Source organism: Isoptericola sp. NPDC055881 (genome assembly GCF_053615895.1).
The window spans coordinates 1-26,992 of record NZ_JBSHCR010000057.1; the positions used below are offsets into that span (position 1 = coordinate 1).

General features: G+C 72.6%; 25 protein-coding genes and 1 riboswitch. Of the genes, 9 read left to right on the forward strand and 16 right to left on the reverse strand.

The window, feature by feature from the left end; translation table 11 throughout:
* Positions 1 to 189: 189 nt before the first annotated feature.
* The 5 genes from ACWGKI_RS15835 (at position 190) to ACWGKI_RS15855 (ending at position 6,791) form a co-directional block, all read left to right on the forward strand.
* Positions 190 to 1,866 (forward strand): glycoside hydrolase family 13 protein, encoded by a 1,677-nt coding sequence (locus tag ACWGKI_RS15835; RefSeq protein ID WP_452188225.1) that lies wholly within the window; start codon positions 190 to 192, stop codon positions 1,864 to 1,866.
* Between the two features lie 119 nt (positions 1,867 to 1,985).
* Positions 1,986 to 3,380: an extracellular solute-binding protein gene (locus ACWGKI_RS15840; RefSeq protein WP_452188227.1), complete on the forward strand. Its 1,395-nt coding sequence runs from the start codon at positions 1,986 to 1,988 to the stop codon at positions 3,378 to 3,380.
* Entirely contained in the window at positions 3,377 to 4,351 is a 975-nt protein-coding gene (locus ACWGKI_RS15845; RefSeq protein ID WP_452188229.1) for a carbohydrate ABC transporter permease, read from the forward strand. The genes ACWGKI_RS15840 and ACWGKI_RS15845 overlap by 4 nt, the downstream gene beginning before the upstream one ends.
* On the forward strand, positions 4,348 to 5,274 hold the full coding sequence (locus ACWGKI_RS15850; RefSeq protein ID WP_452188231.1) for a carbohydrate ABC transporter permease: 927 nt from the start codon (positions 4,348 to 4,350) through the stop codon (positions 5,272 to 5,274). The genes ACWGKI_RS15845 and ACWGKI_RS15850 overlap by 4 nt, the downstream gene beginning before the upstream one ends.
* A gap of 92 nt (positions 5,275 to 5,366) precedes the next feature.
* Positions 5,367 to 6,791, forward strand: a complete 1,425-nt coding sequence (locus tag ACWGKI_RS15855; RefSeq protein WP_452188233.1) for a hypothetical protein — start codon at positions 5,367 to 5,369, stop codon at positions 6,789 to 6,791.
* Positions 6,792 to 6,834: 43 nt separating this feature from the next.
* Here the strand turns inward: ACWGKI_RS15855 and ACWGKI_RS15860 are convergent, their stop codons facing one another.
* From ACWGKI_RS15860 to arfA, 11 genes are all read right to left on the reverse strand, one after another.
* A complete protein-coding gene (locus ACWGKI_RS15860) occupies positions 6,835 to 7,641 on the reverse strand; it encodes a GvpL/GvpF family gas vesicle protein (RefSeq protein WP_452188234.1) in 807 nt (268 codons plus the stop codon).
* The gene (gene gvpK, locus ACWGKI_RS15865) at positions 7,638 to 7,967 is read right to left on the reverse strand and encodes a gas vesicle protein GvpK (RefSeq protein ID WP_380243730.1); all 330 of its coding nucleotides are present in this window, start codon (positions 7,965 to 7,967) and stop codon (positions 7,638 to 7,640) included. Before gvpK ends, ACWGKI_RS15860 begins: the two co-directional genes overlap by 4 nt.
* Positions 7,964 to 8,896 carry a gas vesicle protein gene (locus ACWGKI_RS15870; protein WP_380243731.1) on the reverse strand — a complete coding sequence of 311 codons (933 nt, stop codon included), beginning with the start codon at positions 8,894 to 8,896 and terminating at the stop codon, positions 7,964 to 7,966. The genes gvpK and ACWGKI_RS15870 overlap by 4 nt, the downstream gene beginning before the upstream one ends.
* Positions 8,893 to 9,345 carry a gas vesicle protein gene (locus tag ACWGKI_RS15875; protein ID WP_452188237.1) on the reverse strand — a complete coding sequence of 151 codons (453 nt, stop codon included), beginning with the start codon at positions 9,343 to 9,345 and terminating at the stop codon, positions 8,893 to 8,895. The genes ACWGKI_RS15870 and ACWGKI_RS15875 overlap by 4 nt, the downstream gene beginning before the upstream one ends.
* Before the next feature lie 82 nt (positions 9,346 to 9,427).
* The gene (gvpO, locus tag ACWGKI_RS15880; protein ID WP_452188239.1) at positions 9,428 to 10,069 is read right to left on the reverse strand and encodes a gas vesicle protein GvpO; all 642 of its coding nucleotides are present in this window, start codon (positions 10,067 to 10,069) and stop codon (positions 9,428 to 9,430) included.
* Entirely contained in the window at positions 10,066 to 10,317 is a 252-nt protein-coding gene (ccmI, locus tag ACWGKI_RS15885; RefSeq protein WP_380243734.1) for a c-type cytochrome biogenesis protein CcmI, read from the reverse strand. The genes gvpO and ccmI overlap by 4 nt, the downstream gene beginning before the upstream one ends.
* Before the next feature lie 3 nt (positions 10,318 to 10,320).
* Positions 10,321 to 11,085: a GvpL/GvpF family gas vesicle protein gene (locus ACWGKI_RS15890; RefSeq protein WP_452188242.1), complete on the reverse strand. Its 765-nt coding sequence runs from the start codon at positions 11,083 to 11,085 to the stop codon at positions 10,321 to 10,323.
* On the reverse strand, positions 11,082 to 11,507 hold the full coding sequence (gene gvpJ, locus ACWGKI_RS15895; protein WP_380243736.1) for a gas vesicle protein GvpJ: 426 nt from the start codon (positions 11,505 to 11,507) through the stop codon (positions 11,082 to 11,084). Before gvpJ ends, ACWGKI_RS15890 begins: the two co-directional genes overlap by 4 nt.
* Positions 11,508 to 11,549: 42 nt before the next feature.
* The gene (locus tag ACWGKI_RS15900) at positions 11,550 to 12,629 is read right to left on the reverse strand and encodes an SRPBCC family protein (RefSeq protein WP_452188244.1); all 1,080 of its coding nucleotides are present in this window, start codon (positions 12,627 to 12,629) and stop codon (positions 11,550 to 11,552) included.
* A gap of 22 nt (positions 12,630 to 12,651) precedes the next feature.
* Positions 12,652 to 13,512: a hypothetical protein gene (locus ACWGKI_RS15905; RefSeq protein WP_452188246.1), complete on the reverse strand. Its 861-nt coding sequence runs from the start codon at positions 13,510 to 13,512 to the stop codon at positions 12,652 to 12,654.
* 178 nt (positions 13,513 to 13,690) lie between these two features.
* Positions 13,691 to 15,250, reverse strand: a complete 1,560-nt coding sequence (arfA, locus tag ACWGKI_RS15910) for an arabinosylfuranosidase ArfA (protein ID WP_452188248.1) — start codon at positions 15,248 to 15,250, stop codon at positions 13,691 to 13,693.
* A gap of 127 nt (positions 15,251 to 15,377) precedes the next feature.
* Here arfA and ACWGKI_RS15915 point away from each other — a divergent pair, with 127 nt between their 5' ends.
* Positions 15,378 to 17,399, forward strand: coding sequence for a glycoside hydrolase family 127 protein (locus tag ACWGKI_RS15915; protein WP_452188250.1), 2,022 nt, complete (start codon positions 15,378 to 15,380; stop codon positions 17,397 to 17,399).
* A gap of 5 nt (positions 17,400 to 17,404) precedes the next feature.
* On the forward strand, positions 17,405 to 18,493 hold the full coding sequence (locus ACWGKI_RS15920) for a LacI family DNA-binding transcriptional regulator (protein WP_380243741.1): 1,089 nt from the start codon (positions 17,405 to 17,407) through the stop codon (positions 18,491 to 18,493).
* 36 nt (positions 18,494 to 18,529) lie between these two features.
* On the opposite strand, the gene ACWGKI_RS15925 is transcribed toward ACWGKI_RS15920, so the two are convergent.
* The 5 genes from ACWGKI_RS15925 to ACWGKI_RS15945 form a co-directional block, all read right to left on the reverse strand.
* Positions 18,530 to 19,240 (reverse strand): DUF624 domain-containing protein, encoded by a 711-nt coding sequence (locus ACWGKI_RS15925; RefSeq protein ID WP_452188252.1) that lies wholly within the window; start codon positions 19,238 to 19,240, stop codon positions 18,530 to 18,532.
* The gene (locus ACWGKI_RS15930) at positions 19,237 to 20,676 is read right to left on the reverse strand and encodes an arabinan endo-1,5-alpha-L-arabinosidase (protein WP_452188254.1); all 1,440 of its coding nucleotides are present in this window, start codon (positions 20,674 to 20,676) and stop codon (positions 19,237 to 19,239) included. The genes ACWGKI_RS15925 and ACWGKI_RS15930 overlap by 4 nt, the downstream gene beginning before the upstream one ends.
* Position 20,677: 1 nt before the next feature.
* On the reverse strand, positions 20,678 to 21,610 hold the full coding sequence (locus tag ACWGKI_RS15935; protein WP_452188256.1) for a carbohydrate ABC transporter permease: 933 nt from the start codon (positions 21,608 to 21,610) through the stop codon (positions 20,678 to 20,680).
* A gap of 16 nt (positions 21,611 to 21,626) precedes the next feature.
* Positions 21,627 to 22,595, reverse strand: a complete 969-nt coding sequence (locus ACWGKI_RS15940; protein WP_452188258.1) for a carbohydrate ABC transporter permease — start codon at positions 22,593 to 22,595, stop codon at positions 21,627 to 21,629.
* 119 nt (positions 22,596 to 22,714) lie between these two features.
* A complete protein-coding gene (locus tag ACWGKI_RS15945; protein WP_452188259.1) occupies positions 22,715 to 24,082 on the reverse strand; it encodes an ABC transporter substrate-binding protein in 1,368 nt (455 codons plus the stop codon).
* A 496-nt stretch (positions 24,083 to 24,578) separates the two neighbouring features.
* A riboswitch (ZMP/ZTP riboswitch) is annotated at positions 24,579 to 24,666 on the forward strand.
* 81 nt (positions 24,667 to 24,747) lie between these two features.
* On the opposite strand from ACWGKI_RS15945, the gene glyA reads away from it, so the two are divergent.
* Both glyA and ACWGKI_RS15955 read left to right on the forward strand, forming a co-directional pair.
* Positions 24,748 to 26,031 carry a serine hydroxymethyltransferase gene (glyA, locus tag ACWGKI_RS15950; RefSeq protein ID WP_380245455.1) on the forward strand — a complete coding sequence of 428 codons (1,284 nt, stop codon included), beginning with the start codon at positions 24,748 to 24,750 and terminating at the stop codon, positions 26,029 to 26,031.
* On the forward strand, positions 26,028 to 26,885 hold the full coding sequence (locus ACWGKI_RS15955) for a bifunctional 5,10-methylenetetrahydrofolate dehydrogenase/5,10-methenyltetrahydrofolate cyclohydrolase (RefSeq protein ID WP_380245454.1): 858 nt from the start codon (positions 26,028 to 26,030) through the stop codon (positions 26,883 to 26,885). Before glyA ends, ACWGKI_RS15955 begins: the two co-directional genes overlap by 4 nt.
* Positions 26,886 to 26,992 lie beyond the last annotated feature (107 nt).

The following is a 26,992-nucleotide window of genomic DNA, read 5'->3' on the forward strand; positions in this document are numbered from 1 at the left end:
CGGGGCCCACCCCCCCCCCCCCCCGGGGGGGGCGCCCCCCCGAGCCCCCCCCCCGGGCCGTTCCGCATCCCCGAGCGTTCCTGCGTTTCGGCGATCGCGATTTGGTAACGGTGCTGTCAACTTCTTGCGTGGCCACTGTTGCCTCATTACTGTTCTGCTCATCGACGACGATGCGGAAGGGGCTCATCGGTGAGCAAGGGGCAGGACGCCGAGTGGTGGCGCGACGCGGTGATCTATCAGGTCTACCCGCGCTCGTTCGCCGACGGGAACGGCGACGGCACGGGCGACCTGGCCGGGGTGCGCAGCCGCCTCGGCTACCTGCGAGACCTGGGGGTCGACGCGATCTGGTTCACCCCCTGGTACGTGTCACCCCTCGCGGACGGCGGGTACGACGTCGCCGACTACCGCGCGATCGACCCGCAGTTCGGCACGCTCGCCGAGGCGGAGGCGCTCATCGCCGAGGCCCGGGCGCTCGGGGTGCGCACCATCGTCGACGTCGTGCCCAACCACGTCTCGGCCGAGCACCCCTGGTTCCGCGCGGCGCTCGCGGCCGAGCCCGGTTCGCCCGAGCGCGACCGGTTCTGGTTCCGCCCGGGGCGCGGGGAGCACGGCGACGAGCTGCCCACGCGCTGGGTGTCCGACTTCCAGGGCACCACCTGGACACGCACGACGAACCCGGACGGCACCCCGGGCGAGTGGTACCTGCACCTGTTCGCCCCCTCCCAGCCGGACCTCAACTGGGACCACCCGGACGTGCGGCGCGAGCACGAGGAGATCCTGCGGTTCTGGTTCGACCGCGGCGCCGCGGGCATCCGCATCGACTCCGCGGCCCTGCTCGTCAAGGACCCGGCGCTCCCCGAGGTCCCGGAGCACCCGGGTCCGGGGGAGCACCCGCACGTGGACCGCGACGCGCTGCACGACGTCTACCGCTCCTGGCGCGCCGTGGCGGACTCGTACGACGAGCCGCGCGTCCTCGTGGGCGAGGTCTGGCTGCCCGACACCGAGCGCTTCACCCGGTTCTTGCGGCCGGACGAGATGCACACGGCGTTCAACTTCGACTTCATGGCCCGCCCCTGGGACGCCAAGGCGTTGCGCGAGTCGATCACCACGACCCTCGACGCGCACGCGCCCGTGGGGGCGCCTGCCACCTGGGTGCTGTCCAACCACGACGTCACCCGCCCCGTGACGCGGTACGGGCGCGAGGACTCGTCCTTCGCCTTCGCGGCCAAGCGCTTCGGCACCCCGACCGACCTGGCGATCGGCCGGCGTCGGGCGCGTGCCGCGGCGCTGCTCGTGGCGGCCCTGCCGGGCGCGCTGTACGTGTACCAGGGCGACGAGCTCGGTCTGCCGGAGGTCGAGGACCTGCCCCTCGACGTCATCCAGGACCCGATGCACGACCGGTCCGGCGGCGTCGACCCCGGCCGGGACGGGTGTCGGGTGCCGCTGCCGTGGACTCGCGCCGGCAGCTCGTTCGGCTTCGGGCCCGACGGCGGCGCCGCGCCCTGGCTGCCGCAGCCTGCGTCGTGGGGAGACCTGTCCGTCGAGGCGCAGGACGGCGACCCGGCGTCGACGCTCGACCTGTACCGCCGCACCCTCGCCGCGCGGCGGGTCGAACCCACCCTGCACGGCACGGGCCTGCGCTGGCTGGACGCCGTGGGCGACGTGGCCGTCGGCGACGACGTCCTCGCCTTCGCGCGCGGAGACCGTCAGGAGGGCGGGTCCGGCGCGGCGTTGGTGTGCGTCGTCAACCTCGGCCCCGAACCGTTCCCGCTGCCGCGCGGCGCGCAGGTCGTGCTGCACAGCGGCGACCCCCGCCAGCCCCTCGACCAGGTCGGTACCGACGTCGCCGTCTGGCTCCGCCCGTGAACCGCACCCGCCCCACCCCTCCCGCAGCAGCACCGACGTTCGACCGACGTTCGACCTGACGTTCGACCCGACGTTCGACCCGACGTTCGACCCGACGTTCGACCCGACAAGGAGTGACGATGAAGTCCACACGAAAGCCGGCCGCCCTCATCCTGGTAGGCGCGCTCACGACGGGCACGCTCGCCGCGTGCTCCGGCGGGAGCGACCCGAAGGACGCGAGCACCAACTCGGCCGGGCAGGTCACCCTCTCGGTGGTCTCCCTGCTCCCCGGGTCGACGGAGGAGGCCGTCGCCGCCTTCGAGGACCAGGTCGCGGAGTTCGAGAAGGCGAACCCCGACCTCGACGTCGTGCCCGAGGAGTACGAGTGGAAGGCGACGACGTTCGCCGCCCAGCTCGCCGGCGGCACGCTGCCCGACGTCTTCGAGATCCCGTTCACCGACGCGCAGGGCCTCGTGGAGAACGGCCAGCTCTCCGACATGGACGCCCAGTTCCGGGCCCTGCCGTACGCCGACCAGTTCAACCCGACGATCCTCGAGTCGGGTACCGGCGACGACGGTCACGTGTACGCGATCCCGGCCAAGAACGCCTACCCGGTGGCCTTGCACTACAACCGGCAGCTGTTCGAGTCGGCGGGCCTCGACCCGGACCAGCCGCCGACGACCTGGGACGAGGTGCGCGCGGACGCGAAGAAGATCGCCGACGCGAACCCCGGCGTCGCCGGCTACGCCACGATGACGCAGAACAACACGGGCGGGTGGCAGCTCACGGCGCAGACCGTCGCGCGCGGCGGCCGCACCGTGGAGGTCGACGCCGACCAGAAGGCGACGGCGACCCTGGACAACGCGGGCACCAAGGAGACGCTCCAGTTCCTCCACGACCTGCGGTGGGAGGACGACTCGATGGGCGGCAACTTCCTGCTCGACTGGGGCAGCATCAACCAGGAGTTCGCCGCCGGCCAGGTGGGCATGTTCACCTCCGGCTCCGACATCTACACGTCGCTCGTGCAGACCAACGCCGTCGACCCGGACACCTACGGCCTCGCGCCGATCCCGCTGTCCGACGCACCCGAGGCGGCGACCCTCACCGGTGGCACGCTCGCGGGCGTGCCGGCCGGCGTCGACGACGCCGTCAAGGACGCCGCGATCAAGTGGATCGACTTCTTCTACCTCAACAAGCTGGTCGACGAGGACCGCGCCGTCGCCGACGCGGAGACGCTCGCCAAGAACGACCAGCCCGTGGGCACGCCCGTGCTGCCGATGTTCTCGCAGGAGCAGTACGAGCTGAACCAGAAGTGGATCGCCGACTACGTCAACGTGCCGCTCGACCAGATGACGGCGTTCACCGACGCGATGTTCGACCTGCCGCTGGCGGGCGAGCCGTCGCAGAAGACGCAGGAGGTGTACGCCCTGCTCGACCCGATCGTGCAGGCCGTGCTCACCGACAAGAACGCCGACATCGACGCGCTGCTCGCCGACGCCGACTCGCAGGCCCAGGCACTCCTCGACCAGGGATGACCGTGACCGTCACCGCCTCTTCTCCTCGCGGCGACGTCGCCGCACCCGCGCGGGCGGCCGGTGCCGGCCGCCCGCGCCGGGGTCCGGTCAGCTGGTGGCGCGGCGGCGGCCTGCACAGCCTCGTCTTCCTGCTGCCCCTGCTGGTGATCTTCGGGGTCTTCTCGTGGTTCCCGATCGTCCGCGCCGTCCTCATGAGCGTGCAGGAGACCAACCTCGTCACCGACCCGACGTTCGTCGGGCTGGACAACTTCCGGCACGTCCTGGCCGACCCGCTGCTGTGGAAGGCCGTGCGCAACACCCTCTACTTCGCGTTCCTCGCGCTGCTGTTCGGGTACCCCGTGCCGCTCGTCGCCGCGGTGCTCATGCGTGAGGTGCGGCGCGGCCGCGGCCTGTACTCCGCGCTGGCGTACCTGCCCGTCGTCGTGCCGCCCGTGGTCGCGGTCCTGCTGTGGAAGTTCTTCTACAAGGGCGGGCCCACCGGCGTGTTCAACACGATCCTCGGCTGGATCGGGCTCGGCCCGTACCCGTGGCTGCAGGACGCGTCGTGGGCCATGCCGTCGCTCGTGCTCGCGGCCACCTGGGCCGGCGCGGGCGGCACCGTGATCATCTATCTCGCGGCGCTGACCAGCGTGCCCGCGGAGCTGTACGACGCGTCGGAGGTGGACGGCGCCGGCCTGTGGCGCAAGATCTGGCACGTCACCCTGCCCCAGCTGCGCGGCGTCCTGTTCATCACGCTGATCCTCCAGGTCATCGGCACCGCGCAGGTCTTCCTCGAGCCGTACCTGTTCACGGGCGGCGGGCCGAACAACGCGACCGTCACCGTGCTGCTGCTCATCTACCGGTACGCGTTCCAGAACAGCCTCGGCGGCGACTACGGCGCCGCGACCGCGCTGTCCCTCATGCTCGCCGGCGTCCTCGCCGTCTTCTCGGTCCTCTACTTCCGCCTCACGCGGTCCTGGAGCACGTCATGACCCTCACCACCGCCGTCCGGCCGCGCCGGACCTCCCCGGCCGACGACGGCGACCGTGGCGCGCTGTCCGGGCCGGACTGGCGCCGCCCGTCCGTCCGCTGGGGGATGGGCGGCACGCACGTGCTGCTGCTCCTGCTGCTCGTCGTGGTCGGCCTCGGGCCGATGCTGCTCCTGGCGAAGTTCGCGGTGACGCCCACCCAGGACATCCTGCGCACGCCGATGGCCGTCTTCCCGCACGGCATCGCGTGGGAGAACCTCGAGCGCGCCTGGAACGACGTGCAGATCAGCCGCTACTTCATGAACACCGTCTGGCTCGCCGCCGGGTCGTGGTTCGTTCAGCTCGTGGTCGCGACGACGGGCGGCTACGCGCTGTCCGTCCTGCGCCCGCGGTACGGCCGCGTCGTGCAGGCGCTGGTGCTGTCGACGATGTTCGTGCCCGCCGTCGTGCTGCTCGTGCCCCTGTACCTGACGATCCTCGACCCGCCGCTGCTGGGCCGGTCCCTCGTCGACAGCTTCTGGGCCGTGTGGCTGCCCGCCGGGGCCAGCGCGTTCAACGTCCTGCTGGTGCAGCGGTTCTTCGACTCGCTGCCGCGGGAGGTCTTCGAGGCGGCCCGGGTCGACGGCGCGGGGCCCTACCGGCTGTTCTGGTCGGTCGTGCTGCCGATGTCGAAGCCGATCCTCGGCGTCGTGTCCGTCTTCGCGGTGATCGCGTCGTGGAAGGACTTCCTCTGGCCGCTGCTGGTGCTGAAGGACCCCGCGATCCAGCCGCTGTCCGTGCGCCTGCCCGCCATCGAGGCGTCGACCGACCTCGGCGTCTTCCTCGCGTCGCTGGCCATCGCGACCGTGCTCCCGGTGGCGATGTTCCTGGGCTTCCAGCGCCTGTTCCTGCGGGGCGCCGGGCTCGGGGGAGCGGTCAAGGGGTAGTGCGGGCGCAGGTCACCCGTCGTCCGCCGTTGACGCAAGGGGCGTCCGATGCTGATATATGCCCAGATCAGCGAACATTCCGGAGGAACGACGTGACCCAGCACGACCCGACGACCGACAACCCGGGCGCCGCCCGGTCCACGGTGCGCTACCGCGGGCGGCACCTGCCGATGGTCGCGGTCGTCGTCGCCGCCACCATCGCGACAGCCCTGGCGTACAGCGGCATGGTGCTCTTCGGCCTGGAGGTCGCCGGCATGTCGCCGGCGGAGGCCTACGCCCTGGCGGGCTTCCTCGAGGTGAGCCTCGTGGCCGTCGCCCTCATGGCGCGCAACGCCGCGCTGGAGGGCCGCCCCTACGGCGTGCTGCTCACGCTGACCTGGATCCTGTCCGGGACGTCCGGCATGTTCGCGGCGCTGCACGAGATCGCCGTGCCCGACGCGAGCACGCCGTACATGGTCGCCTTCCGCTTCGTGCCGCCGCTGGTCGCCGCCCTCATGTGGCACCTGGCCCTCGTGGGCGAGCGGCACCTGGTCACGGGGCACACTCTCGACGAGCGACGGCGCGAGCACCGGGTGCACCAGTACGTCACCGCGCTCGAGCTGTGGCGCGACGCCCGCCTCGACAGCACGGGCAACCGGGGCGGCATGCGCAAGGTGCGGTCGGCGCACCACCGCCAGCGTGCCGCGCGCGACGCCGCGCTGAAGCTGCTGACCGTCGAGGACTTCGAACGTCGCATGCAGGTGTGGGTCGAGCGGCTCGAGGCCGCCGAGCGGCACGGCAACCGGCTCGACCTCATCGGCGCGAGCTCCGTCAACCGCGGCGTCGTCCGCCCGTCCGGCGCCCCCGGCCCGTCGGGGCAGCCGGCCGTCACGGCGGGTCCGTCCCTGCCCTCCCTGGCCTCGCTCGTCGCGGCCCCCGAGCCCGTCGTCACGACGACGGTCACCGGCGCGGACGACCCCTTCGCCGACGAGTTCCGGTCGGCGCTGACCGGCTCGACGCCGGTCGTCACGGCGGACGGGGACCTCGAGGGCACGGCGGGCGACGACGCCGGCCGCACGGCGGACGACGCCCCGGAGGAGGCGGAGTGGTTCGACGACCTCGAGGAGCAGCTCGCCGCAGACGCGACCGCGCCGGAGCCCGACGACGGCGCCCAGCGGGAGGCTCAGGCCGCCGCCGAGGCCGGGCTGCCGGGGACAGGGGAGCCGCTGCCGGAGACCGGGCACACCCGACGGGTAGAGGTCTTCGACCTGCTCCAGGAGACCGACCCGGCGCTGGGGGACGCCCTGGCTCAGCGGTCGGCGTTCCTCACCGCGCACGGGACCTCCACGCCCCAGGACGCCGAGGCGGCGGTGGCCGAGGCGGCTGCCGCCGGGGACGGCGACGGGCCCGTCTCCGACCGCGACCGCCACATCGTCGCGCTGGCCGGCGACGGGCTCAGCCACCGCGAGATCGCCGAGCGGGTCGAGGTGTTCCCCTCGACGGTCGGGCGCGTGGTGAAGCGGTACGTCCCTGCCTGAGTCCTTCTGGTACCCCTGGGCACCTTCGGGCGCCCTCGGGCGGTCAGGTGGCCAGGGTGACGTCGGCGAACGAGTACGGCGGCCAGGGACCGAGGTAGCGGATGCGCGCCGCCGGGACCTCCTCCTGGATGCGGGCGAGCTCCTGCCCGACACGGTCGACGTCCACGAGCGGGACCAGCAGCGCCACCCCGAGCACCGGGACGACACCGGGCTCCGGGTGCGTGCGGCGGTTCTCGGTGATGTCCTCCGCGGTCCTCGCCAGCCGGCGCCGCAGGTCGGGGTAGAGCTCGTCGGCCAGCGCCCCGGCCGCGTCGCGCTCGACCTGCTCCAGCCGTTTCGTCAGCAGCCGCCGCACCCCCGGGGGCCGTTCGGCCATCTCGGTGCGCAGCGCGTCGGCGTCGGGGGCGCCGGCCGCGGCGGCCTGCTGGTCGAGCCCGATCTCCACCTGCAGCTCGGCGCGCCCGGTCAGCTCGTCCAGCCTCGCCCGCAACGGCTGCGCGTGGTCCGCCAGCCAGGACTCGAGGCGCTGCTGCGCCGGTTCCTGCGCCGTGCCCGCCACGATGACGTTGAAGCTCATCGGCAGCACCGCACCGGTGGCCTGCCACAGCCGGTCCACCACGTCGCTGTGCTCCACCACCCAGCGGCGCACGTGGTCGTCCGGCCCCGAGTACGGTCCGGACGACCGGCGGTGCACGACGGCGGTCAGCCCGTGCGCCGTCACGCGGTCCAGCGGCGCCCCGTCGACCCCCGTGCCGAGGTCGTCGGGCGCGTCCGGCGTGACGGCGTACAGGTACAGCCCCTCCGACACCGCGTCGTCCTGCGGGGGGACGCTCTGCGTCGGGGCGGTCATGCGCCGCTCCGCGAAGCCTGCTCGTCGTCGACCCAGCGGCTCGGGTTCACGAGCCGGTCGACGACGTCGTCCACGACGTCGTCGAGCCCCTGGCGCAGGTCCGCGACCGAGGCGGTGAGGCCGTGGTCCGCCTTGATGGACTCCAACGCGTCGTCGAGGTCGAGCAGCGCCTGACCGAGGCGCTCCTGTTCCTCCTCGGTGAGCTCGCCCCCCTCCAGCCGTCGGATCGCCTGGCCCTCGAGGGCCTCCTGGATCACCTCGACGAGGGTCACGACCAGGGTGAGCACGCCGTTCTTCAGGCTGTGCTCGTCGATGGTGAGGGTCATGCGTCGCCTCCCTGCAGATGGTGGACGGACGTGGAGAGGGCGCGTGCCCAGTCGGCGTCTCTCGTGGCGAGCAGGACGGTGCCGGACTCGCCCGTGACGGCGAAGGCCTGGCGACCCACCGGGGTCCTGCCGGTGTGCGCCTGGACGTCGCGGACCTCGCGCAGGCGGACGGCGGGCCTGGCCTCGCCCGCTCCCTGCCAGGTCAGGCCGCCCCGGCCGAGGGTGCCGGTGCCGCCGCGCCAGACCGGCGACCCGGCACGTTCCTCGCGGTACCAGACGGGGGCACGCAGGTCCGGGGTGCGCCCGGCGGCCGGGTCCTCACCGCGGTGCTCGCGCAGCAGCCCCTGGAGCCGCTCCGGTGCCGCCGCCGAGAGCAGCGTGGTGCCCGAGGGCGTGGTCACGGCGACGCGCTCGCGCTCCTCCCCGCCCACCGAGAGCTCCGTGCGCAGCTCGACCCCGGTGATGTCGTCGAGGGACGTCTGCCACAGGAGCTCGCGGGGGTCCGCGCGCCACACCAGGAGACGCCGGGTGGTGAGGTACACGGTGCCCGGTCGCCACGTCGTCGGCGGCTCGTCCCGGCGGTGCCCGCCCGCCATCCGTGCCACCACGTCCTCGTCGGGCTCGAGCGGCACGTGGCGGGCGAGGGACTCACGGACCCAGGCCCGCGTCTGCTCGTCCCAGCCGCGCATCATCCCGTGCTCCAGCATCGTCTCGACGCCGGCCACGGCGGCGCGCAGGTTCACGCCGATGAGCGGGATGTCCGCCACCGTGATGATGAGGTCGAGGTCGAGGTACACCCCCTTGTCGAGCAGCGCGTTCAGCAGGTCCGGAAGGGTGGCGTGCAGGTCCCGGGTGGGCTGCAGCGCCGCCCCGCCGTCCGGCTCGTGCGTGCGCAACGACGGAGTGGATCGGGCGAGCGTGCCGGTCATCGCCGTTTCCCGCGCCCCGAGTCCTCGGAGCTGTCGTCGTCCTGGGCGGGGGACGACGTGCCCTCCACCTCGCGCCGGGGGCCGCCGTCGCGCTGGACCAGGGCGCTCTCCCACCCGCACCAGGGGCAGTACTCCTCGAGGAGCTGCGCGGTGGGCGCCGTCTTGCCGCAGCTCGGGCACGTCTCCTTCGGCTCGATCGCCTGCTGCCAGGCCACCGTGTCGCGGTCGGTGCCCGCAGGGAACTCCAGGCCGTACCGCGCCGCCGTGTCGAAGGACGCCAGCGCTGCACGGATGCGGATCCCGAGGAGCTCCACACCCGCCACCGACACCATGATGTCGGCGTTCACCACCAGACCCTTGTCGAGCAAGGTCTCGACCACCTGCATGAGCGTGCCCTCGCGGGCGCGCTGCGGCTGCATCGGGCCGTCCGAGCCGGGGACCACCGTCATGCCGCGTCGCCCCCTCCGGTGCCGTTCCGAGCCTGCTGCACTCCTGGTTCCCTCCGGTCGCCTGTCCTGCTGTCGCCCCGGGTCACCGTTCCGTCCGGCCCCGGACGTAGCGACGTCCCCGGGTCACGCCGAGCAGCCCGCCGTCCGGGTCGAGCCGCACCTCGTACTCCGCGAGGACGTCCGACGTGCTGGGCACGTGCGCGTCCTCCAGCACCTCGACGGTGACGATCCAGCCGTCGGCGTCGCGCTCGATCCCCACCACGCCCTCGGGGTCGTGGTGGCTCAGCTCCTTGAGCTGCCGCACGGCGAGCCGCGCGGCACCCTGGGCGTCGAGGCGGCCGCGGGACGGCGGGTCGTCCTGAGGTTCGTCGTCCTCGGGCGCCTCGTCCTCGTCGGCCGGGTCGTCCTCCTCGGGCGGGTCGTCCTCGGGCGCCTCGTCGTCCTGAGGTTCGTCTTCCTCGGGCGCCTCGTCGTCCTGAGGTTCGTCTTCCTCGGGCGCCTCGTCGTCCTGAGGTTCGTCCTCCTCGGGCGCCTCGTCGTCCTGAGGTTCGTCCTCCTCGGGCGCCTCGTCCTCGGGCGCCTCTTCCTCAGGCGCCTCGTCGGTCGGAGCGTCCTCGTCGGACACCTGCTCCTGCTCCTCGACGTCGTCCGCCGTCTGCTCGTGCGTCGCGGACGGCCTGCTACGGCGGGCCGGAGCGGCGTGCGCCTTCCTGGCCGGGCTCATGCTCTACCTCCCTGGCGGCGTCGGCTCGATTCCAGCAGCCGGGCGACCAGCTCGCGTTCCGCCGCGTCGGCCTCGGCGTCGTCGATCGTGTGCGCCTCCCGGGCGCGGGCGATCTCGTCGAGGCGCTGGCGGATGGTGCCCGGGTCGTACCACTCACGCTCGGCCTCCGAGCGCACCTGCTCGGCCACCCACACGACGCCCCGGACCGGGGCGAGCGGGAGGGTGACCAGTGCGCTCAGGAGACCCACGCGTCACACCTCCTCGGTGAAGTCGTAGGGCGCCTGCGGCCCGACGAGGCGGACCGTCATGTGGTCGGCCACCTGCGCGGCCAGCGCCTCGAGCGCGACCTCGAGCCGCTCGACGTCGTCGTGGCGGACGAGGAGCGCCAGCTCGGCGATGTCTCCCGTCCGGGAGACCTCGTGCATCCGCGTCGCCCGGGCCAGCGGGGCGACGGTGGCGACCAGGCGCTGCTCGTCCCCGCCCCGCCGGCGCTCGAAGCCGGCCACGACCAGCTCGCCCAGGCGCATGCGGGCGTCGTAGGTGGACTCCTCGGAGCGGCCTCGGGTGAGTTCGCGCAGACGGCGGATCTCCGGCTCCTGCGCGACGAGCTCCGCGAGCACGGCGTCCTCCCGGTACCGGGCGGACACGGTGAGCTGCACCGAGCCCTCCAGGGCGCGCAGAGCCTCGGCATGCTCCGCCTGCGCGCCCTGAGGGACGGCGTCCGGCAGCTCCTCGTCCGTCGTCAGGGTGCCGAACCGCACCGGGAGGACGGGCCGCGTGGCGGCGACCGCGTCCAGCACCCGCGCGTGGTCCCGGACGTCGTCGGGCAGTCCGACGTCGCGCTGCACCGGAGCGTCGGACACGAGCGCCGCCACCTGCTCGAGTGGCACGACGCGCACGGGCTGGCCGTCCACGCCGGTGAGGTCACCGGGTGGGCGGGTGCCCTGCGCTACCAGCCCGTACAGGTACAGCTCGGGCGTGCCGACCGTGGGATCTTCCGTCGTGCTCAAGGTCACGAGCTCTCCTGTCGCGACGTGCGCCGGCGGCTGCGCTGCGTCGACTTGTCGTCGTCCTCGCCGTCGTCCTTGTCGTCCTTGTTGCTGGTCAGCGCGTCCTTCGCGCCGGAGACCAAGCCCTTGGTCTTGCCGTGGGAGCCGCTCTCGGAGATGTCGTCGATCAGCTCGGGCAGCTGCCGGCCGCCCGTCTGCTCCAGGTCGAGGCGGTTCGTGGCCTCCGCGAAGCGCAGGTACGTGTCCACGCTCGCGATGACGATGCGGGCGTCGATCGTGATCAGCTCGATGCCGACCACGGACACACGGACGAACGCGTCGATCACCAGTCCCTTGTCGAGGATGATGTTGATCACGTCGGCCAGCGACGATGACTGCGGGCGGTCCAGATATCCGCCGCCGGAGCGGCGGGTGGCGACCTCACTCATGCTTCCTCCTGGCTGCTCGTTCGGGTGGGACGGGTCCGGGGGTCACCGGGAGCGGCGGCGCCTGCTCGGCGCAGGCTCCTGGTCGCCGGCTTCCTCCTCGTCCTCGTCCTCGTCCTCGGCCTCGTCCTGGCCCTCGTCCTCGGCCTCGTCGGTGGGCTCGCCCTCGTCCGGCTCCTCGTCCTCCGGCTCCTCGTCCTCCGGCTCGTCGCCCTCCGGCTCGTCGCCCTCGTCCTCGGCGCCGGTCTCGACGTCGCCCTCCTCGTCCTGTTCCTCGCCTTCGTCCTCGCCCTCGTCCTGGTCCTGCTCCTCGTTGAGGACGTCCTCGTGGGACTTGACGATCTCCTCGTCCTGGATCTCGGCGTGGTAGCCCTCGAGGTCGTCCGGGTGGAGCATGACGTCGGTCATGACGTAGTGGACGAAGAACTTGAGCTCGAGCCGCAGCCGGCGCCCGACGGGCCGCCACACGTTGGCGACCTTCTCCATGAACCCGCGCGGGCGGTACTCCACGACCGCCACGATGCGGGTCAGGTCGTCGGTGACGGCGTGGAACGTCACCGCGCCGCTCAGCGTGCCCTTCTCGCCCGTGGACTCCCACACCACCCGTCGGGTGGCGATCTGGTCGACGATCGTCGCCTCCCACTTGCGGTGGGAGAGGAACACCTTGCCCTCGAAGGAGACCTTGCCCTCGTCCTGGTCGAGCTTGGCCTTCTCCACCTTCTTCATGAAGTCGGGCCAGCGGTCGTACTCGGTCCAGGCGTCGTAGACGACGTCGATGGGCGCGCCGACGTCGATCGACTCGACGATGTTGATGTACCGGTGACCGCCGCTGCTCCCACCGCCGCCGCCGCTGAAGATGTCCTTGACCTTGTCCTTCAGACCGCTCGCCGCCGACTTGACGCCCGCCTTGAAGGGCGAGTCGCCCTCGGCGAGGCTCTTGGCGCCCGTGACGGCCGCGGAGCCGGTGGGGTTCTGGGCATAGTCGCTCAGCCGGTCCGTGACGGAGCCGACCTTGTCGCTCACCGTGCTGACGGCCTTGTCGCCGAACGCGCGGGCCAGACCGCCGAAGGAGTCCTTCAGGCCGCCGAGGCCGCCAGACAGGGGGGACTTCGCACTCTCGCTCATGGCTCTCTCCTCTCCGCCGCGATCAGGACGACTTGCGGGTGCTGGACGACCGCGAGCCGGAGGTCCGCGAGCTCGACGTCTTCGAGCCGGAGGACTTCGAGCCCGAAGCCTTCGAGCCGGACGCCTTCGCGCCGGTGGATCGCGAGCCGGACGCCTTCGCGCCGGTGGACCGCGAGCCGGAAGACTTGGTGCCGGACGACGCGGAGCCGGAAGACTTCGAGCCGGACGTCCCCGTGCGCTGGCGCGGCGTGCTCGAGCGCGTGCTCGAGCGGGTGCCGGACGACTCGTTCGCCGAGGTCGAGGACCGGCGGCGGCGCGCCGGCGCCTTCTTCTCGGCGGGCGGCTCCTCCTGCTCCGCCTCGTCGCCTTCGTCCTCAGGTGCTTCGTCCTCGGGTGCTTCGTCGTCGGGCGCCTCGTCCTCGGGCGCCTCGTCCTCAGGTGCTTCGTCCTCGGGTGCTTCGTCCTCGGGTGCTTCGTCCTCGGGTGCTTCGTCCTCGGGTGCTTCGTCCTCGGGTGCTTCGTCCTCGGGTGCCTCGTCCTCAGGTGCCTCGTCCTCGGGCTCCTCGTCCTCGTCGCGCTGCGACCCGGACTCAAGACGGGAGGTGAGGGAGTCGACGCGGCTGGTGACCGCAGCGAGAGCAGCCTCCTTGCCGGCGTCGACGAGCCGGCCGGTGACGTTCTCCGTCAGCTTCTTCACCTGGGGTGAGGAGGCGAAGTCGCGCAGACCCCCCAGGCTGTCGAGCAGGGCGCCGCGCGTCGACTCGTCGCGCAGGCGGTTCCCCGCCACTGCTGTTCCGAGCAGCACGGCAGTCTTCAACTTCTTGGTCCGGCCGAGCAGATAGCCCGCTGCCAGAATCGCTGCGAGCTTGACCTTGTCGTCCATCGCAACCTCCAACCGGTGGTCGTCGGTCCTCTCCAGCACGCTCCTCGACTGGATCTCCACCGTGGCACAGGCGGTCGATGCTTGCGAGCCCGTTGCTGCGGGCACCGGATGGACGACGACCAGCCGCCCGATCCTGCGCGGAGCAGCGACGGGCGGCCGGTCGTGGGTCGAACGGGCGTCAGGCGCGGGCGAACGTCCCCGCGAACGCGGTCCACGACTCCGGGGCGAGGCGCACGCGGGTCGTGCCGCCCTCGGCCGCCGAGGCGACGGCCGCGACGTCGACCACGGACCAGCACGTCTCGGTGACCTTGGCGGCGTGCTCGGGCCCCTCGACGGCGGGCTCGTGGTCCGCGACCATCTGCCAGCTCTCGGTGAGACCGAGCGAGGCGCCCACGTGGGCCAGCTCGACCTCGACCACCCGGTCCGACCGGTTGGTGAGGAACAGGCCGAGCGAGCCGTCGTCGTCCACCGTCGCGGCCGCCGTCACCTGGGGCGCGGACCCGTGCCGCGCCGTCTCGTAGGACGGCGACTCGACGCGGACGTCGAGCGCGGTGCCGCGCGCGAGGCGCGACGTCGTCGCGAACGGGTGGAACGTCGGCTGGCGCCAGGCGTCCCCGCCGGGGGCGGTCATGATCGGCGCGATGACGTTGACGAGCTGCGCGAGGCAGGCCACCGGGACCCGGTCGGCGTGGTTGAGGAGGGTCACCAGCAGGTCGCCCACCACGACGGCGTCGAGGCCCGAGTAGACGTCCTCGATGATGCGCGGCGCGTCGCGCTGGATCGGCAGGTTGGCCTCGCCCGGGAAGCGGGTCTCGAGGTACCAGACGTTCCACTCGTCGAAGCTGATGGTGATCTTCTTGTCGCTGCGACGCTCGGCGCCGACGGCGTCGGCGGACGCCACGACACGGTCGATGAAGCGGTCCATGGCGGTGCCGGACGCGAGGAAGGACGCGCGGTCGCCGCCGACCTCCTCGTAGTACGCGTGCATGGAGACGTGGTCGACGAGGTCGTACGTGTACGACAGGACGGTGCGCTCCCACTCGCCGAACGTGGGCATCTGCATCGACGACGAGCCGCACACGATCAGGGAGATCGACGGGTCCACGAGCTTCATCGCCTTGCCGGCCTCGGCGGCGAGCTTGCCGTACTCGTGCGCGTCCTTGTGCCCGATCTGCCAGGGGCCGTCCATCTCGTTGCCGAGGCACCAGAGGTGGACGCCGTACGGCTCGGCGCGGCCGTTCGCGATGCGCAGGTCGGCCCACCGCGTCCCGGCCTCCCCGTTGCAGTACTCGACGAGCGCGGCCGCCGCGTCGACGCCGCGGGTGCCGAGGTTGACGGCCATCATCGGCTCGACCCCCTCGCGCTCGGCCCACTGCAGGAACTCGTCGGTGCCGACGAGGTTGGGCTCGACGGTGCGCCACGCGAGGTCGAGGAACGGCTTGCGCTGCTCGACGGGGCCGACGGCGTCCTCCCACACGTAGTTGGAGACGAAGTTGCCGCCGGGGTAGCGCACCATCGGCACGCCCAGCTCGTGGACCAGGTCGGCGACGTCGCGGCGGAAGCCGTGGGCGTCCGCGGCGGGGTGGCCCGGCTCGTAGATGCCGGTGTACACGGCGCGGCCGAGGTGCTCGACGAACGAGCCGAACAGGCGGCGGTCCACGGTGCCGCGGCGGAAGTCGGGGTGCAGGGTGACCCGGGCGTGGGGAGCGGTGCTCAGGTCGGTGCGGGGATCGGGCATGGGTCTCTCTCACGTTCCTCGTCGAAGTGTCGATGACGCATTACAACGATGTAGAGTCAATCATGGTCGCCAGGGACGGCACCAGGGGTCAGGACGTTCTGATCCCACGACTCGAGGAGGAATCGGCATGCGCAGGAGCCCGGCAACCCTGACGGCGTCCACCGCACCGACGCATGCCGCAGGGCCCGTGGGCGGCACGCTGCCCGCGGCGCGCACCCGCCCGCTGCCGGCCGGCGCCGTGCGGCTGTCGGCCACCGGTCACCTCGGGGCGTGGCAGGAGCGCAACGCCGCCGCGACGATCCCGCACTGCCTGGACGCGCTGGAGACCTCCGGCGCCCTGGACAACTTGCGCCGCGTGCTCGACCCGGCCGACCCGGAGCACCACGACGGCCCGTACCGCGGCTTCAACTTCGCCGACTCGGACGTGCACAAGACGCTCGAGGCGGTCGCCTGGGAGTCGGCCCGCGCGGGGGAGCCGCGGCACGAGGACGCGGTGCGGCGCGTGGTGGACCTGCTGCGCCGGGCGCAGGCGCCGTCGGGCTACCTCGGTTCGCACGTGCTGGGCTCCCGCGACCCGTCCGACGCGGCGCCGTCGGGCAGGCCGTACGGCGACCTGCGCTGGGGCCACGAGCTGTACGTGCTGGGGCACCTGGTGCAGGCGGGCGTCGCACGCGCCCGCGCGACCGGCGAGGACGACCTGCTCGACCTCGCGATGGGCTGGGCCGACGACGTCGTCGCGCGGCTCGCGGACGGCGAGGAGCTGGTCTGCGGCCACCCCGAGGTGGAGACCGCGCTGGTCGAGCTGTACCGCGAGACCGGCGACCCGGCCTACCTCGACGCCGCCCGCCGCATGGTGGACCTGCGCGGCCACCGTCGCCTCGGGGCGGGCCCGTTCGAGCCCGTGTACCACCAGGACGCGACGCCGGTGCTCGAGGCGGAGGAGGTGGCCGGGCACGCGGTGCGCCAGCTCTACCTGCTGGCGGGGGTGACCGACCTCTACCTGGAGTCCGGCGAGCGGGCGCTGCTCGACACCGCCGTCCGCCTGTGGGACGACGCGCACGGGCGGCGCACCTACGTCACCGGCGGTATGGGGTCGCGGCACAAGGACGAGTCCTTCGGCGACCCGTACGAGCTGCCGCCGGACCGCGCGTACGCCGAGTCGTGCGCGGGCGTGGCGAGCGTGCTGTGGGACTGGCGCATGCTGCTCGCGACGGGGGAGTCGCGGTACGCCGACTCGCTGGAGCACGCGCTGCACAACGTGGTCGCGGCCGCGTCGTCGACCGACGGCACCGCGTTCTTCTACTCCAACCCGCTCCAGGTGCGCGACGGGCACGACGGCGCGGACGAGTACCAGGCCTCCGGGCGGCGCGCCTGGTTCGCCTGCGCGTGCTGCCCGCCCAACCTCGCACGGCTCGTCGCCTCGTTGCACACGATGGTCGCGACGCTCGACGCCGACGGCGCGCTCGCCGTGCACCTGTTCGCCGACGCGGACCTGGCCGTGCCGGGCTTCGCCGTCCGGCTGGAGCTGCGCACCGGCTACCCGTGGGACGGCGACGTCCTCCTGACCGCCGACGCGCCGTTCCCGGTGCCGCTGGCGCTGCGCCTGCCCGGCTGGGCCGACGCGGCGCGCACGCGCCTGGAGGTGGACGGCGAGCCGGTCGACGTCGCGTCGGCACTGGACCGGCGCGGGTACCTGCGGGTGGCGGCGGGGGCGCGCCGCGTCCGGCTCGTCCTGCCCCTGGAGCCGCGCGTGCTGCGCGCGCACCCGCGCGTGGACGCGGTGCGCGGCTGCGTCGCCCTGGCGCGCGGACCGGTCGTGCACTGCGTGGAGCAGGTCGACCACCCGGGCGTGGTCCTCGACGACGTCGAGCTCGACCTCGCCGCAGGCGTCACCGTCGGCCCGGCGGACGACGCGCTCGGCGTCGGGGCGACGCTCCGCGCCGTCGGCCGCGCCCAGCCGTCCGCGGGCCGCGCGCTGTACTCCGACGTGCCCGACGACGTGCCCGAGATCTCGCCCGACGCGGTGCACGTCGCCGTGCGAGCGGTGCCCTACGCTGTGTGGGGCAATCGAGCAGAGGGCCCGATGCGTGTGTGGATCCCGGTCTCTGCGCCCCCGCGGCCCGGCGACCGACGACGGTCGGGGAGGTGAGCGGCATGCGTGTGACCATGCACGACGTGGCGCAGCGCGCGGGCGTGTCGATCAAGACGGTGTCCAACGTCGTCAACGGGTACCCGCACATCCGGCCCGAGACGCGCGAGCGCGTCGAGGAGGCCATCGAGCACCTCGGCTATCGCCTCAACACCACGGCCCGGAACCTGCGCACGCAGCGCACGGACATGATCACCCTCGCGGTGCCGGAGCTGCGCCTGCCGTACTTCGCCGAGCTCGCGGACTCCGTGATCCGCGCCGCCGAGGAGCAGGGGCTCACCGTGCTCATCGAGCAGACCGGGTCGGTGCGGGAGCGGGAGATCGAGCTCCTCGACGGCCGCCGCCGGCACCTCACCGACGGCGTGATCTTCTCGCCGCTGGCGCTCGGGCAGGACGACGTCGACCTGTTCGCCGTGGACTTCCCGCTCGTCGTGCTGGGCGAGCGGGTCTTCGACGCCCCGGCCGACCACGTGACGATGAACAACGTGGCCGCGGCCCGCGCCGCCACGCTGCACCTCGCGTCGCTCGGGCGGCGCCGCATCGCCGTCGTCGGCGCGCACGAGGGCGAGCTGGTCGGCTCGGCGGCGCTGCGCACCGAGGGCTACCGCCAGGGCCTCGCCGCCGCGGGCCTGCCCTACGACCCGGAGCTGGTGAGCGAGGCCGGGCTGTGGCACCGGTCGACAGGGTCGGAGTCGATGGGCCGGCTGCTCGACTCGGGCATCGAGATCGACGCCGTCTTCGCGCTCAACGACGCGATGGCGCTCGGCGCGCTGCACGCGCTGCACGCCCGCCGGGTGGACGTGCCGGGCGACGTCGCGCTCATCGGCTTCGACGACGTCGACGACGTGCGGTACTCGGTGCCGACGATCAGCTCGGTGGACCCGGGGCGCGAGCAGATCGCACGCACCGCCGTGGACCTGCTGGTCGAGCGGATCGCGGGCGGCTCCGACCGTCCGTTCCGCCGCGTGGTCCCGGGCTCCCGCGTCGTCGGCCGGGAGTCGACGGGCGACGCGGCGGAGGGCGCGGAGAACGTGGTCGCCGTGCAGCCCGGCGGCGACGAGGAGATCGTGGTGGGCCTCAGCGCGACGGCGTGAGGCGGGTCGCGGGCGTCACGCCCAGCGGCACGGTGGTCATCCTCCGGCCGCGCCCTCGGCGACCTGTGCGTCGATCCGGTCGAGCCGGTCGGTCGCGAGACGGGCCGTGGCCCACAGCCAGAAGGCGGGCCCGGCCAGCACCGCGAGCAGCGGCAGCACCCACGCGGCGACGAGCACGACCGCCGCCACGACCAGCACGGCGAGCGACGTCGCAGGCGCGAGCAGCGGGAGCAGCAGCAGGAGCCGCCAGGTCTCCACGACGCCCCGGGCGTAGCGCGCGACGACCACCGGCCAGCAGGCGAGCGCGACGGTGGCCCAGGCCCCGACGACGAGCAGCCCCGCCTGCAGCACGGCCCTCGCCGGCCCGTCGAGCAGGTTGAGCACGACGCCGTCGCACCACAGCAGCGCGGCGACCGCCCACACCGGCGCGAACAGAGCGTTGGTGCGGCCGAAGCCCTCGCGCCAGGTGCGCCAGAAGGTGCGCCACGGCGTCGGCTCGGCCGTCATCCTCCCGGCCACGACGCCGCCGGCGCGCAACGCGGGCCCCAGTCCGAGCAGCACGCCGCCCGCGAGCGTCCCCAGCGCCACCATGGCCGTGACCTCCACGAGCAGGGTCGCCCAGCGCAGCGCGAGCATGACGCCGCCCGCCCACCCGGGCACCTCGGCGTCGGCCACGGCGCCGGCCACCCCCGCCGCGGGTGCGTCGGGCCGGCGGCGCGTGGGCTCGCGGTCTGCGCGGGCGGTCACGGCAGCCTCGTCGCGAGCGTGACGCGGCCTGCGTCGTCGAGCGCCTCGAGGCAGAGGGTGGCGCGGTCGCGCACCGCGTCCCACCCCGGGTGCACGACGGCGGACACCGCCGCGCCGTCGTGCGCGACCCAGGTGAACCGTCCGTCGCCCAGAGGGCGCACGTCGTCGAGCGGGCCGAGCTCACCGACGACGGCGTCCTGCACGTGCGTCGGGTCGGCGCCGGGGTCGAGCTGCTCCCAGGTGCCGCCGAGGGCGTCCGGGCCGGACGGCCAGCGCGTCGTGTCGTCGACCTCCCGGTCGGCTCCGGCCCAGGGCTGCGGGGACACCAGCGGCCAGCCGTCGTGCGTCCACACGAGACGCCGCAGCTGCAACCGGTGCTCGGTGGGCGCCTCGGCGTCGCGCACGTGGTGCACCAGCAGCTGACGGGCGTGCGAGCCGCCGTCCGGCGTGGCCACCTGCTCGCTGAGGACCGACGCGTGGCCGGGGGCGAGGATGCCGGGGCCGCCGACGTGCCGGTGCCCGGAGAGCACGGGCACCCCGACCGTCCACGGGTCGGCCTCGACGTCCGTCAGGAGCCGTCCGGTGCGGTCGCGGAACGGGCCGGTGACGGCGTCGCCCACGGCTGCTCGCAGGTGGTAGCTGCGGGCGAGGGAGTCGTAGGAGACGAGCAGCGCCCAGCCGCCGCCCGGCCGAGGGAGCGCGAATGCGCCCTCGACCGCGCCGTCGGCCTCCCGCGGGCGCCGGGCCAGGAGCCGGCCGGGCGCCTCGTGCAGCGCGCCCGGGGCGGGCACGAACCCCTCGGCGACGAACCCGGTGCCCGCGTCGAGAGGCAGCGCGTGGATCCCGCTGAAGAAGGACCCGTACACGAGCCACTGCGTCCCGTCGGGCTCCGTCACGACGTTCGCGTCGATGGCGTTGGGATGCCCGAGGCCCGCCGGCGGGTCCAGGTGCGCGCTCGCCACCACGATCCCCCGGTCGGTCCACGGGCCGGCCGGGTACGGCGCGTCGGCGAGGCCGATCGCCGAGCGCCGCGACCCGAACGTCGACGCGGAGTAGTACATGCGCCACAGCGGCCCCGCGGGAGTCGCGACGCGCACCACCTCCGGCGCCCACAGCCCCTGCGCGCCGGACCACGCACCCGCCGGGCCCGGCACGCCGGGCAGCGCCCACCCGTGCAGCTCCCACGTCACGAGGTCGGCGGAGCGCCGCACCTGCACGCCGCCGCGCACGGGGCCGTCCGACCGGGCGTCGGTGGAGAACAGCCAGTAGGTGCCGTCGTCGTCGCGCACCGCGGTGGGGTCGTGCACGTGCCGCCCGCCCCACGTCGACGTGTCGGGGGTGTCCTCGGACGAGGTCACCGTCGTCGTGCCCGTCGTCGTGCCCGTCGTCGTGCCCGGCGTCGTGCCCGGCGTCGTGCCAATCGTCGTGCCGGTCATGTCAGCCCTTCGTCCCGGTCAGGGCGACGGACTCGATGATCTGCCGCTGGAAGATCAGGAACACCACGAGGATGGGCAGCACGGCCACCACGGACGCCGCCATGATCAGCGGGTAGTCGCGCTGCGTCGCGTACTCCACGTTCATGTTCGCGATGACCACCTGCAGCGTCTGCCGCTCGGGCGTGTTCAGGTACAGGATCGGCGCCAGGTAGTCGTTCCAGACCGCCATGAACCAGAGGATGAACTGGGCCGCGACCGCGGGACGGATGATCGGCATGATCATGCGCCAGAAGATCTGCCAGTAGGAGGCGCCGTCGATCTTGGCCGCCTCGACGAGGGAGTCCGGCACGCTCGACAGGTACTGGCGCAGGAAGAAGATCATCACGATGTTGCCGAAGATCGCCGGGACGATGAGCGGCCACAGCGTGTCCACCCACCCGATCTTCGAGAACATGACGAACTGCGGGATCATGATCGTCGGGAACGGGATCATGATGCCCGTGAGCAGGCCGACGAAGATCGCGTTCTTGAAGGGCATGCGCATCTTGGCGAGGGCGAATGCCGCCAGGGAACACGTGAACGTGCCGATCACGGTGACGCTGAGCGACACGACCAGGCTGTTCTTGATGCCGTCGAGCACGTACGAGTCGGTCCACATGCGCACGTAGGTGTCCCACTGGGGGACCTCAGGGATCCACACCGGCGGCAGGGCGAAGACCTCGAGCTTGGTCTTCAGCGACGTGGAGAACATCCACACGAGCGGCGCGATCATGAAGACCGCGCCCGCGGCGAGGACGACCCACACGATCGTGTCGGTGAGGCGGGACCGGTTCCGGCGGCCGAGGCGCGAGCCGGTCGTGCCGGACGTCGACCCCGTGGTCGTGGGCGTGGCGGGCGTGGTGTCGGGCGTCGTGGCGGGCGTCGTGGTGGTCATGGGTGTCTCCCTGGCCTCAGTCGACGACGAAGCCGGCGTTGCGCCGGTTCAGCCGGAACTGGATGAGCGTGATGACGAGGATGAGGAGCCCGAGCACCACCGACATCGCGGTGGCGTAGCCCATCTGCTGGTACCGGAACGCCTGGAGCCAGATGTGGTAGACGACCGACGCCGTGGAGTACTCCGGGCCGCCGGTGGGCGTCATGATCTGGATCTCGATGAAGATCATGGCGCCGCCGATGATCTGCGTGACCACGAGGAAGAAGGTCACCGGCTGCACCATCGGCAGCGTGATCGAGCGGAACTTCTGCCAGCCGCCCGCGCCGTCGAGCTCGGCCGCCTCGTACAGGGACCGCGGCACGGACTGGATCGCGGCCAGGTACAGCAGCATCGAGTACCCGAGCCCCTTCCAGACCGCCATCATGATGATCGCGGGCTTGGCCCAGGTCGGGTCCGCCAGCCAGTTCGGGCCGTCGATGCCGAAGATCGCGAGGAACTGGTTCACCAGGCCGAAGTCGCCGTTGTACGCCCACTGCCACAGGATCGCGATCGCGGCGATGGACGAGATGACGGGGACGTAGTAGATCGCGCGGAACGCGGCGCGGCCGAAGAGCTTGCGGTTCATCATCACGGCGAGCGCCAGCGAGAGCGCGAGCCCGATCGGGATGCCGATCATGTAGAAGAACGTGTTGAACAGCGTCTGGTGGAACCGCTCGTCGCCCAGCAGGGCCACGTAGTTGTCGAGCCCGATGAACGTCATCGGGCCGAGGCCGTTCCACCGGGTCAGCGACGCGTACAGCGCGAAGCCGGTGGGGTAGAGGATGAAGAGCAGGTAGCCGACCACGGGCGCGGCGACGAAGAGCAGCGCCCACCTCTTCTCGGAGCGGTGGAGCCGCGAGGACCCGCCGCGTCGTGGCGGCGCGGGCGCCGGGTCCGGCGCCGCGGGGCGGGTGCCGGCCGTGGCCGGCAGTGCGGTGGACGTCATCGCAGACTCCTTCGTCCAGGAACGTGCGGGGGAGGGCGGCGCGGCCGTCCCGGGAGGGGCGGCCGCGCCGCGGGGGGCGTCGGGGCGCAGGCGTCAGCGGCGAGCGCGGGAGGCGGTCGTCACGGGGCGGAGCCGGCCGCCGCGGCCTGCTCGGCCTGGGTGTTCGACTGGTCGAGCAGGTCCTGCATGCGCGGCTGCACCTCGGCGAGGTAGTCGGCGGCGGTCTGCTTGCCGTCGAGCACGGGCTGGATGCCGACCCACAGCTCGTCGTACCACTCGGCGCCGTAGGTGAACGACGCCGGCATCTCCCGCCCGTAGTCCTCGGCGATGTCGAGGAACTCCTGGCGGTTCTTGGGCTTGAGCGTGTCGTCCTCGTCCGCCTCGGCCGCCCACGTCTTCGCCGTGTCGATGCGGTTCGGGATCTGGACGTTGGCGTCGACCAGCGTCTGCTGCGCGGCCTCGTCCGTGGACAGGTAGGTGGCCAGCTTCACGGCGTCCTCGGGCAGGTCGGTCGTGTTCGAGACGCCGATGCCGAGCGAGCCGACCCACGTCGCCGGCTTGCCGGTCTTGCCGACGGGCCAGGGCATGAGGTCGTACTCGAAGTCGAGGTCGTTGTAGACGCTCATGTCCCACGGCCCGACGGGGAAGAACCCGATCTCGCCGGCCATGAAGCGCTGGTAGGTGTCGAGGGTCTGCGCCTGCTCGGGGTTCGGCGTGACGCCGTACTTGGTGGTGAGGTCGGCGATGAACTGGATCGCCTCGGCGAACTCGGGGGTGTCGACGGTGACCTGGGTGTGGTCGGGGTTGGTCCAGTCGCCGCCGTTGCTCCACACGAAGGACTGCGAGTTCCACTGCACGTTGAGGCCGGTGCCCCACTGGTCGGTCTTGCCGTCGCCGTCGGTGTCCTGGGTGAGCTCCTGGCAGATCTTGAGCCACTCGTCCCAGGTCAGGGGCTTGTCCGGGTCGGGACGGTCGATGCCGGCCTTCTTCAGCATGTCGGCGTTGTAGCCGAACGCGAACGGGCCGATGTCCTTGGGCAGGCCGTACAGCTTGCCGTCCGGGGTGCCCTGGGTCTTCCCGTCGAACCGGTAGGAGTCGACGCCGTAGGGCCAGATGTTGTCCAGGTCCACGCCCTGGTCGGCGACCTCGTCGGTGATGTCCATGAGGACGCCGGAGCTGACGTAGGACTGCAGGCTGGCCTGCTCGATGTAGAACACGTCGGGGACCTTGTTGCCCGCGACGGCGGCCTGGAGCTTCTGCGCGTACTGGTCCGCGGAGGTGACGATCATCTTCACCTTGACGCCGGTGTCCTCGGTGAACCGGTCGATGGCCTCCTGGTAGGCCTTCTTCTCGTCGTCGCCACCACGGAACATGAAGGTGAGCGTGTCGTCGTCGGAGCCGCTCCCGCTGCCGGAGCTGCAGGCGGTGACGGTACCGGCGGCCACCACGGCTGTGACGATGCCGGCGATCAGGCGTGACTTCCTCATCACGGGGTCCTCTCGGAGATCCGGGACGCGTCCGGCGCGGCGTCGCCCCGGTGCGTTTACATCGATGAAGAGCCATCGACGGCGCCCAATGTGGCACGCCTCGCGCGTCGGGGTCAAGTGGCCCAGGTCACGCGTCTGCAACGATGAACATGGCACAGGACCGACATGGCACAGGACCGCGGCCGCCCGGCCCGCGCCGAGGTAGTCCACACCGCGCCGAGGTAGTTCAGACCGTGCCGAGGTAGTTCAGACCTCGGCGAGGTAGTCCGGGGTAGTGCCGAGGTAGTTCAGACCGTGCCGAGGTAGTTCGCGGAACCTGGTGTCCCGCGCTACCTCGCCGAGCTCTCGACTACCTCGGCAGGTTCGGGACTACCTCGGCGCGGGTCCGACTACCTCGGCAAGTTCGCGACTACCTCGGCGAGGGTGGAACTACCTCGGCGGGAGTCCGACTCCCTCGCGGTCGGCAGGGGACCGGGCCGATCGGATCGGCTAGGATCGCGAGGGTCGCGACTGGCGTACAGGTGGATCACCACCGGGGAGCGACGCGCTGTGCAGACGACGGGTCGTTCGCCTGGGCCCGGTCGCTCGATTGACATGATGGTCCGGCACCCTGACAGGGAGCCAGGCCCGTCCGACCGCCGTCCGACACAGCAGGAGAACGCCTGATGAGCACTCCCGACCCCACGTTCAACGCGCCCCTGGCCGAGCTCGACCCGGAGATCGCGGCCGTCCTCGACGGGGAGCTGGCCCGCCAGCGCGACACCCTCGAGATGATCGCCAGCGAGAACTTCGTCCCGCGTGCCGTGCTGCAGGCGCAGGGCTCCGTCCTGACGAACAAGTACGCCGAGGGCTACCCCGGCCGCCGCTACTACGGCGGCTGCGAGCAGGTCGACATCGCGGAGAACCTCGCGATCGCCCGCGCCAAGGACCTGTTCGGCGCCGAGGCCGCCAACGTGCAGCCGCACTCCGGCGCACAGGCCAACGCGGCCGTGCTGCACGCCCTCATCAACGCCGGCGACAAGATCCTCGGCCTGGAGCTGGCGCACGGCGGCCACCTCACGCACGGCATGAAGATCAACTTCTCCGGCAAGCTGTACGACGTCGGCGCCTACGGCGTGGACCCGCAGTCGTACCGCATCGAGATGGACGAGGTGCGCAAGCGTGCCCTCGAGCACCGCCCGGACGTCATCATCGCCGGCTGGTCCGCGTACCCGCGCCAGCTCGACTTCGCCGCGTTCCGCGAGGTCGCGGACGAGGTCGGCGCCAAGCTGTGGGTGGACATGGCGCACTTCGCCGGCCTGGTGGCCGCCGGGCTGCACCCCAGCCCCGTGCCCCACGCCGACGTCGTCAGCTCCACGGTGCACAAGACCATCGGCGGCCCCCGCTCCGGCTTCATCCTGAGCAAGGAGGAGCACGCCAAGAAGATCAACTCGGCCGTGTTCCCGGGCCAGCAGGGCGGCCCGCTCATGCACGTGATCGCGGCCAAGGCCGTGGCGTTCAAGGTCGCGGGCACGGACGCCTTCAAGGACCGCCAGGAGCGCACGCTGCGCGGCGCGCGGATCATCGCCGAGCGTCTGTCCCAGGCGGACGTCGCGGAGCAGGGCGTCTCCGTCCTCACCGGCGGCACGGACGTGCACCTGGTGCTGGTGGACCTGCGGCACTCGTCGCTCGACGGCCAGCAGGCGGAGGACCTCCTGCACGACGCGGGCATCACCGTGAACCGGAACGCCGTGCCGTTCGACCCGCGCCCGCCGCGCGTGACCTCCGGCCTGCGGATCGGCACCCCCGCGCTCGCCACCCGCGGGTTCGGCGACGCCGAGTTCACCGAGGTCGCGGACATCATCGCCGTCGCCCTGCGCGACGGCGCCTCCGCCGACGTCGACGCCCTCGCCGCACGCGTCGCGAAGCTCACGGCCGACTTCCCGCTCTATCCCGGGCTGTCCCAGTGACCGCGCGGCTGCTGCCGGGCAAGCCGGTCGCCGAGGCCGTCTTCGAGGACCTCGGGCCGCGGATCGACGCGCTCGTCGCCGCCGGGCACCGGCCCGGCCTGGGCACGATCCTCGTCGGGGACGACTCGGCGAGCGCCGGCTACATCCGGATGAAGATGGACAAGGCGACCGAGCTCGGGTTCACCTCCCCGCACATCCACCTGCCGCAGGACGCCACCCAGGCGGACGTCCTCGCGGCGGTGCGGGAGATGAACGACGCCGACGACGTCGACTCGGTCCTCATCCAGAATCCCGCGCCGCCGCAGATCGACTTCGACGCGGCCATGCTCGCGCTGGACCCGGACAAGGACGTCGACGGCCTGCACCCCGTGAACATGGGCCGGCTCGCGCTGGGCATGCCAGGACCCGTGCCGGCCACGCCGGCCGGCATCGAGGCCCTGCTCGCGCACTACGAGATCCCGGTCGCGGGGCGCGAGGTGTGCATCCTCGGGCGCGGGACGACGCTCGGCCGTCCGCTGGCGCTGCTGCTCTCGCAGAAGCGCCCGACGGCGAACGCCGCGGTCACGGTCGTGCACACGGGCGTCCCGGACTGGCCCGAGTACACGCGGCGCGCGGAGATCGTCATCGCGGCCGCCGGCGTCCCGGGCATCCTGCAGCCCGAGCACCTCTCGCCGGGAGTGACCGTCGTCGGCGGTGGCGTCCGCTACGAGGGTCGCCGGCTGCTGCCGGACGTGGACGAGTCGTGCGCAGAGGTCGCCGGGGCGATCACGCCGCGCGTCGGCGGCGTCGGCCCGACGACGATCGCCATGCTGTTCCGGAACGCGGTCGAGGCCGCCGAACGAGCGGCCGCCTGACGCACGCACCGTGCGACGTGGTGCCCAGCCCGGCGACGAGCGTGCTGACTTGCTCCTCAAACCTCGGGTTTGAGGAGCACGTCAGCACGCGCGTTGCGTCCGCGGGG